9 protein-coding genes are annotated in these 7,711 nt (G+C 37.2%); 6 read left to right on the top strand and 3 right to left on the bottom strand.

The genetic code is table 11. The annotated features are described in order from the left end of the window. The 5 genes from AAC037_RS14730 to AAC037_RS14710 all read left to right on the top strand — a co-directional run. Positions 1 to 587, top strand: a 587-nt coding sequence (locus tag AAC037_RS14730; RefSeq protein WP_339903696.1) for a hypothetical protein, incomplete at its 5' end; no start/stop codon positions are given. 135 nt (positions 588 to 722) lie between these two features. Next, positions 723 to 1,493 carry a ThuA domain-containing protein gene (locus AAC037_RS14725; RefSeq protein WP_339903695.1) on the top strand — a complete coding sequence of 257 codons (771 nt, stop codon included), beginning with the start codon at positions 723 to 725 and terminating at the stop codon, positions 1,491 to 1,493. Between the two features lie 186 nt (positions 1,494 to 1,679). Further along, entirely contained in the window at positions 1,680 to 1,919 is a 240-nt protein-coding gene (locus tag AAC037_RS14720; protein ID WP_339903694.1) for a hypothetical protein, read from the top strand. Next, the gene (locus AAC037_RS14715; protein ID WP_339903693.1) at positions 1,900 to 2,247 is read left to right on the top strand and encodes a type II toxin-antitoxin system PemK/MazF family toxin; all 348 of its coding nucleotides are present in this window, start codon (positions 1,900 to 1,902) and stop codon (positions 2,245 to 2,247) included. The genes AAC037_RS14720 and AAC037_RS14715 overlap by 20 nt, the downstream gene beginning before the upstream one ends. 125 nt (positions 2,248 to 2,372) lie before the next feature. After that, positions 2,373 to 3,473: a hypothetical protein gene (locus tag AAC037_RS14710; protein ID WP_339903692.1), complete on the top strand. Its 1,101-nt coding sequence runs from the start codon at positions 2,373 to 2,375 to the stop codon at positions 3,471 to 3,473. Here the strand turns inward: AAC037_RS14710 and AAC037_RS14705 are convergent. The 3 genes from AAC037_RS14705 to AAC037_RS14695 form a co-directional block, all read right to left on the bottom strand. Further along, complete coding sequence (locus AAC037_RS14705; protein WP_339903691.1) at positions 3,470 to 4,033, bottom strand: NAD(P)H-dependent oxidoreductase; 564 nt, start codon at positions 4,031 to 4,033, stop codon at positions 3,470 to 3,472. The two genes, AAC037_RS14710 and AAC037_RS14705, sit on opposite strands and share 4 nt — an antisense overlap. A gap of 540 nt (positions 4,034 to 4,573) precedes the next feature. Continuing rightward, entirely contained in the window at positions 4,574 to 5,035 is a 462-nt protein-coding gene (gene tnpA / locus AAC037_RS14700) for an IS200/IS605 family transposase (RefSeq protein ID WP_339903690.1), read from the bottom strand. Between the two features lie 814 nt (positions 5,036 to 5,849). Then, entirely contained in the window at positions 5,850 to 6,971 is a 1,122-nt protein-coding gene (locus AAC037_RS14695; RefSeq protein ID WP_339903689.1) for a Gfo/Idh/MocA family oxidoreductase, read from the bottom strand. A 204-nt stretch (positions 6,972 to 7,175) separates the two neighbouring features. Between AAC037_RS14695 and AAC037_RS14690 the strand changes: the two genes are divergently transcribed. Continuing rightward, positions 7,176 to 7,592: a GNAT family N-acetyltransferase gene (locus AAC037_RS14690; RefSeq protein WP_339903688.1), complete on the top strand. Its 417-nt coding sequence runs from the start codon at positions 7,176 to 7,178 to the stop codon at positions 7,590 to 7,592. Positions 7,593 to 7,711: the final 119 nt, after the last annotated feature.

The following is a 7,711-nucleotide window of genomic DNA, read 5'->3' as shown; positions in this document are numbered from 1 at the left end:
AAGCAAAAGAACCATGGACTTATTATTTTGAAAAGGATAATGTTGTTATAGATTTACTACCATTTGGTCAAATACAAGAAAATGACACAGAGGATTTTAATAAACGGTATTCAGATTTGCACATCCTAGGTTTTCAAGAAGTGCTAGAATCACCATCTCCTATACAAATAGAAAATAAATGGGTTAATGTCCCCCCTTTAGCTGGTATGATACTTTTAAAATTAATTGCATGGAGTGATAGGCCAGAAGAAAGAGATAATGATTTAGGAGATATTCTAAAAATTATAACCCATTTCTATGATATTGAATTCGATAAAATTACCAAAAAACATTACGACACGATGATTACCGATGATTTCGATGAAAAGGTAATTGCGGCAGAGGTACTAGGTAGAGAGGCAAGGAAATACCTGAAAAAATCGAAACCATTTAATGACCGTATTCAGAAAGTAGTAGCTGAGAACCTTACGGAAGTAAACCTCTCAGCTATTGCCAAGGAATGGTCACGGCAATCTGAAGATGATGTCGAGTATACATTTAGTTTACTGAAGGCATTTCAAAAAGGAATAACAAAAGAAAATGACTAAAAGAAGGAGTGCTGATAGTTTACTCATTATTATTAACTTTAAGAAAACTTATAAGGTAAGTTATCATACGCTAAACTACAGGGTAGGGGAAAGTAGGGATATGCCTATACTTTGGCTCTAGAAAAAAATAAAACCATGAACCTAAAATCACCATCATTTAAATTTTTGTTGGTACTAATTGTATTGATACCAATTTCAGCTTTTGCACAAAAGAACAAGATTTTAATAGTGTCTGATACCTGGCCTGAAATGGACGTCCTGGCAGATGGTTTGAAGGCAAATGGTTACCTCGTTAGCAAAGCAAATGAAGAAGAACTTCAATCCGATTTATCCGATTTTGACTTTGTTTTTATGTATGTCCATGTAACCCATGCACCCAGAACGACACAGGTATTAATTGATTATACCATAAACGGAGGTTCATTAATCGTGCTGCATCACGGTATTTCCTCTTCAAAATTGAAAAATCCCAGGTGGCTTGATTTTTTGGGCATCCAATTGTACCCAAGAGATCATCAGGAATATCCATGGAAGGTCTTGGCCAATTTGACCTATTCCATGGTAAATTTAAATCCCGAACATTTTATTACCAGTAATGGGGTCAACTATGAAAAAGTCGTCCCATTTAAATCCGAATACGAAACAAATTACGATGGGGAGTATGATGCTTTCCAACTTATCAATACTGAATTGTTTTTAAACCAGCGTTTTACGGATGACCAAAAGACCGTTTTATTTGGTTTTAGGACAGAGGATGGAGCAAGAGCTCAACCCACTTCAGGCTGGTACAGTCAAAAAGGCAAGGGGATGGTGTTTTATTACCAGGCAGGGCATGCGGCATCAGATTTTAAAAACCCGAATTTTCTCCAGGTTATATTGAATACCCTTGAATGGGATCCGAGTTAAAGTTTATCAGAACCGATTAAATTGTGCCACTCGACAGAAAAGCTTAGGGTACAAATTGATTTAGAACTAAGTATTCTGAGCCCTGGAAAGGCCAAGTATGAAGGTAATATTTGAATTTTTAAATTATTATTTACTTGTAGAATATACTTTTTGTATATACATTTAATATGTTTAATAAATCAAACGATGAAGACAATCTCCTTGAAAATTGATGAGGCTATATTCGGAGAAACTGAAAAGATTCTTTCTCGAATAAAGAAGCCCAGAAATCGGTATATAAATGAAGCTTTGGAGCATTATAATCAAATGCAGAAACGGCTTTTAATTGAAAAAAGACTTGCAAAAGAATCTGCTTTGGTAAAGAAAGATTCAATGGCAGCACTAGAAGACTTTGAACAGATAGACCATGCTGATAAATCAATTTGAAATTTGGATAGCCGATCTAAATCCGAAGATTGGAACAGAACCAGGTAAAACCAGACCTGTATTGACTGTTCAAACCAATTTACTTAACAAAGTCCCGCATCCCTCAACAATTATTTGCCCTATTACAACCAATATTAAAAATGACACTCAAATTTTAAGGGTTCATTTGAAAAAAGGAATGGCAAATCTCCATCAGGATTGTGATGTAATGATTGACCAAATTAGAGCAATAGATAATAAGAGGCTTGTAAAAAGAGTGGGTATTTTACCAGTAGAATTGGTTGAAACCTTAAAGGAAAATATCAAAATAGTCCTTGACCTTGAATGAAAAGAGAGAAAGATTCCTGAATTTGATTGTTTCTGGTCTCTAAAACAAATGACTAAACGATTTTTCGCCTTATATGGCAGCCAATTAAATATGCACTAACGCCTCAAATTGATTTTATATCCATTATGCGAAGAATTTATATTCTTATAGCAGTTTTAACATTAACCAGTTTTTCCATCAGCTGTAAAAATCAGCAGGGCAATGAATTACTTCTAGAAGTTGAAGCGCTTGACAAATCCTATGAAAACCTGTTCGTTTTTTATGCCAATTTATATGATTCTGGTACAGGAGGATTTTATGACAGTCCGGAAAAGAAGACTCCTCCAAGAATTGAATCTACTTGCAGGGTCATTAGCAGGCTTGATGACAACGGGTTAATAAATACAGTACCGGAGCCAATTAAGAAAAAATGGGTGGGATTTCTTCATTCGTTTCAAGATTCTGTCACTGGGTTTTATGACGACCCAAACGAACATCGGAATATAGACATGAGAAGAGGCAGGGCGCTAGGCTATGTGAAGGGCGCATTTAAGCGATTGGGTGCCAGTACAAAATACCCTTATCCAAAAATTAAGGGAAACAAGGATGATGAAGAGGTTGGCCTAATTCATTTGAAATCTGTCGAAAACTTTAATCATTGGATGGACAACTTGGGCTGGGAAGAAAACCCATGGAGGGCAGGCGGAACTTTGTCTGCCCAAGGCAATGTGATTGCATCTCTCGATGGTCCCTTACAAGAACAAATAGTAGAGGCAGTGTTTGATTTTCTTGCTGAAAACCAAAACAAAAATGGTTTTTGGGGAGGAGGTTCATTGTATGTTCAACTTTCAGGTGCCTTTAAAGTCAGTAGCCTTTATAGGTTTTATGAGCGGGAAATGCCAAATGCCAACCGGATTCTAAAAAGCACCTTAAAATGCATTCGTGAAGGGGAATGTCGCAATTCAACCTGGGTAAGGAATCCGCTTAACTTACTTGCTGTTGTCAAACCATATGTAGTGATTAGTGAAAAAGAGAAGAAGGATATTATAAAAATTTCCATAGAAAATGTCCTGCGATTCTCATGTAATGATGGAGGCTTTTCGAATTCACTAAAGGATGAATTTGGTACAACGGACGGCTGTTCCCAAGCAATAATTACCAGAAATGCTTTGCGCGATTGGGTAGGACTGGAGCCATTGAATTTACCAAATACGGATTCGTTTTTACTGACCTTGCAATCGAATTAAAAGTTTTTATTTTCAATGTTCCTTTTTCCTTCAATTGAATGGATAAAAGCTCCAAGGAATAAGGCCAATTGATTTTTCGTAGGTTGATCTGTTATTTCCCCTGCAGAATTTACCTTTCCCTTGATGCCTTGGATCAGAAGGGATGTTTCCTCTTTGCAAGTTGCCTGAATGGTTTCCATGATTAGTTTCAATTCTTCATGTCCTTTTATCCCGCTTGCTGAGGCCGTTATGAGACCAACAGGCTTTTCTGAAAAAACGGTCGTAGAAACACACCATTCCAATACATTTTTTAAACCGCTGGGTATACTAAAAACATATTCCGGGCTACAAATTATCACCCCATCTGCTTTGTCAATTTTCTTTCTTAAGGAGATGATTTTTTCCGGCACATTGTTTTCCGTTAATGTAGTTTGGAAGTGGGGTAGTTCCGTCAAATTATCAAGGATTTCCATGATAAGTTCAGCTTTTCCCAAATCCACGAGGTATTTTAATAGGCTAAGGTTGGCGGAGTTTGGGCTGGCGCTACCACAAATACCTAGGATGTTTATTTTTGTTACCATATGGGATTTTGAAAAATAGAAATTTGATTGATAGGGTTATTTAGTTAGTTAAACAAAAATCCTCCAAAAGGGAATAGAGAGGCCTTAATTTAACTATTTTTTTGGACATAGCCAGGTCTGGAAAAAGGCTTTCACCCCTTTGGGGTTTAGATTTGAGATGGATCTTGATATCTATAATCCTGTCATCCCTTCGGGATTTGTTTTGAAGTACATATCTTATTTGCTTAATCTGATATTTTTCAAACCCCAAAGGGGTGTTAAGATTATAGAAAATGGGATCAGAATAGGGTTTAAACTCCGTAGGAGTGACACCTCAGTCTAGGTTTTCAAATAAAAAATCAGTTTTAAATCGTTGATAAAAGTCAAGGAAAAGATTTGGGCATAATTTTACCTTGACAAAATAAGTTAATGTCACCCCTTTGGGGTTTTAGATTTGAGATGAATTGTGGCTCTATAATCCTATCATCCCTTCGGGATTTACTTTGATTCGAGGTACGGATTATATTTTTCCAATGATGTATACCCTTTGAGGGTAGCATCTCAGTCTAGCCAATCAAATAAATATTGTTCCTCATATTCAATTTCAAATCTTTCAAGAAATTCAAAGTATTCTTCTTTAAAAGTTTTCTTTCGATGATGTTCTTCCTGATTTGCAATGTATTGGTACACATGATTCATCTGTGAATGAGAATAGGAAAACGCAGCATACCCTTCTTGCCACTCGAATTTTCCCTTTAGGAATTTTTGTTCATTGATAAAATTAGTTGAATTATTTTTTATGTCTCGAATCAAATCTGAAATAGGCATTGCTGGTTTTAAGCCAACAAAAGCATGGACATGGTCAGCCATTCCATTTACTATAATTGCTTTCTGATTTTTGCCTTTTATTATTCCAGAAATGTATTTAAAAACCTCATCACGCCAAGGTCTCTTCAATAGATTTACTCTGCCTTTTACGGCAAAAACATATTGGATATAAATTTGTGAGAAAGTGCTTGCCATTTTAAATTGAGTTTGGTTATTGTTTTAGGTTGTAATTATCACAATATCAATATAATATAAATAGTTATCGTTAAAAACTAAATTTTATAGTGCAATATTGTGTCACCCCTTTGGGGTTTGATTTGAGATGGATTTTGATTTCTTTAATCCTGTCATCCCTTTGGGATTTGGGTTAGGACATGGTGAATTGGGTTATTCAATATTTAAATTCAGGCAATTGTGAGCCTACCGAAGTGGAAGATGTAGGTCTTCAGGTATTTAAAAAGGGTATAATATTTTTCAAACCCCTAAGGGGTGTTAAGATTATAGAAAATGGGATCAGAATAGGGTTTAAACTCCGTAGGAGTGACACCTCAGTCTAGGTTTTCAAATAAAAAATCAGTTTTAAATCGTTGATAAAAGTCAAGGGTAAGTCATGGTTTTTCACAGAAAACCCGGAATTGTGTCACCCCTTTGGGGTTTAGATTTGAGATGGATTTTGATATCTATAATCCTGTCATCCCTTGGGGATTTGGTTTTACTTCGAGGTACGAATTATATTTTCCAATTTGCTTAATCTGATAATTTTCAAACCCCAAAGGGGTGTAAAGATTATAGAAAATAGGACTAGAATAGGATTTAAACTCCGTAGGAGTGGCATATTGATTTATTAGGCTGCTATCCCTTTGGGATTAGGCTTAGTTCTTAAGATGGTTTTGGGAATCTATTGACCTTTGCAACCAATTTCTCTAACAAAAAGTCCCAAAGAATTTCTCCTTTGGGACATCGCTCGACCTACAGCTAAATGGCTATTGGTTTTATTTTTAGATGTTCTTTAGGTCAAATCAAGCTTCACTTTTTTACCCGTTTTAACGGCTTTATAAATAGCATCAATTATAATTAAATCTTTAAGCCCTTCTTCACCATCTACAGGTACCTTAGCGGTTTCACCATCTAAAATGATCCCTGCCATTCTATCCATTTGTACAGTTTGGTGTGTTACATGAGGGAAATTTAATGGGCCCTTATTCGTCCATGCTTTAATCGGACCATAGCCTGTGGAGGGCTGCATTTCTGCAAAGCCTTTGGTGCCATTTAAGAAAAACTTATCCAAATGGCTGGTACTGTAGGTTGACAGGCAAGAGGAGATCACCCCACTTGGAAATCCAAACTGGAAAGTAATGGTTTCGTCAACCCCTTCCTTAAATTTTACCGGGTCTGTTTTGGTTTCTTGGGCGGTTACCCATTCCGGTTCCTCACCCACCATATATCGGGCGCCATTGATAGAATAGATGCCGATGTCCATCATGGCACCACCACCTGCCAATTCCTTGTTCAGCCGCCATTGGGTCGGGTCACCAATTCTAAACCCACTCAAGCCTTGAAAGAATTTAATATCACCGAATGCTCCATTTTCGCGTAAGCGAATAATTTCCAATGTGTTAGGTTCGAAATGCATGCGGTAACCTACAAGTAGTTTAACGCCGGCTTGGTCGCAAGCTTCCACCATTTCTTTACCTTCCTTGGCATTGATGGCCATCGGTTTCTCACAAATCACATGCTTACCGGCAGCAGCGACCCGTAAGGTCTGCGGGTGGTGTAGGGCATTTGGTGTGATAATATAAACAGCATCAATGTCCGGATTGTCCTTGATGGCATCGAAATTTTCATAATTGTAACAGTTTTTGTCCGGTATATTATAAGTGGCTTGCCAATCCTTAATTTTGGAAGGTGTGCCACTGATCAGGCCTACCAACTTGGCATTTTTGGAATCCAACATGGCCTTGGCCACACGGGTAGCATAACTACCCAAGCCCATTATGGCAACTCTTAAAGTGCTTGCTTTTTTGGTATTGTGATTCATGCTTGCTTGCGTGTTTTGCGTGAAGTTTGGAATAAGAGGGAGAGAAACTGCCGAGAGTGTCAGTTTTTGCAAAAAGTTTCTTCTGCTTGTCATGATTTAATTAGGTTTAAAGTTTTAAATTGGCGATGGTTGATTTTTTTGTGCTGTTGTTCTTAGACCCTTATATAAAGAATAAGGCTTTAATATTATTGCAAAATTCCAGTCAAATTCTTTAATTACAAGATATTGTTTTTTATCCGGAAACTGAAAATAAAATATTTTTAGCCATGAAACAAATGGTACATCAACCCAGCCCATATGTCGACTTCTATTGTTTATCAGGCCGAGCCTGAATTAAAAGTAGCTGACTTTCAAAAGCTGCTAATCTCTTCTACATTGGGCGAGCGAAGGCCGGTAGGAGACCTAAAGCGTTTGGAAAAGATGCTTTTGCATGCTGACCTGATTCTCACGGCAAGAATGGAAGGAGAATTAATCGGAATTGCCAGATCGATCTCTGACCAAAGTTATTGCACTTACTTGTCTGATCTGGCTGTACATGTTGATTTTCAAAAGCAAGGCATAGGGAAGAAGTTGGTAATGTTAACCAAGGAAGCCTTTCCCCAGTCCAACTTGATCCTGCTTTCTGCGCCCAAAGCCGTTGACTATTACCCAAAAATAGGAATGAAAAGGCACCCTCATTGCTTTCTCTCAGTGCCTAAAGATCCTATTTATTGATAAGTGCCAATACAAAAGGCTGCTTCCTATATGGAAACAGCCCTTTGGGTTTATTGTTAATTTTCTATTCGAAAATCTCTTTTGCTTTTTACTTATACTTTGTCCGGTGAAGGTAGGTC

It is taken from the genome of uncultured Cyclobacterium sp. (genome assembly GCF_963976465.1).
Taxonomy (GTDB): domain Bacteria; phylum Bacteroidota; class Bacteroidia; order Cytophagales; family Cyclobacteriaceae; genus Cyclobacterium.
Note: the sequence above shows the minus strand (reverse complement) of the source record. Positions and strands in the feature narration are given on the sequence as shown.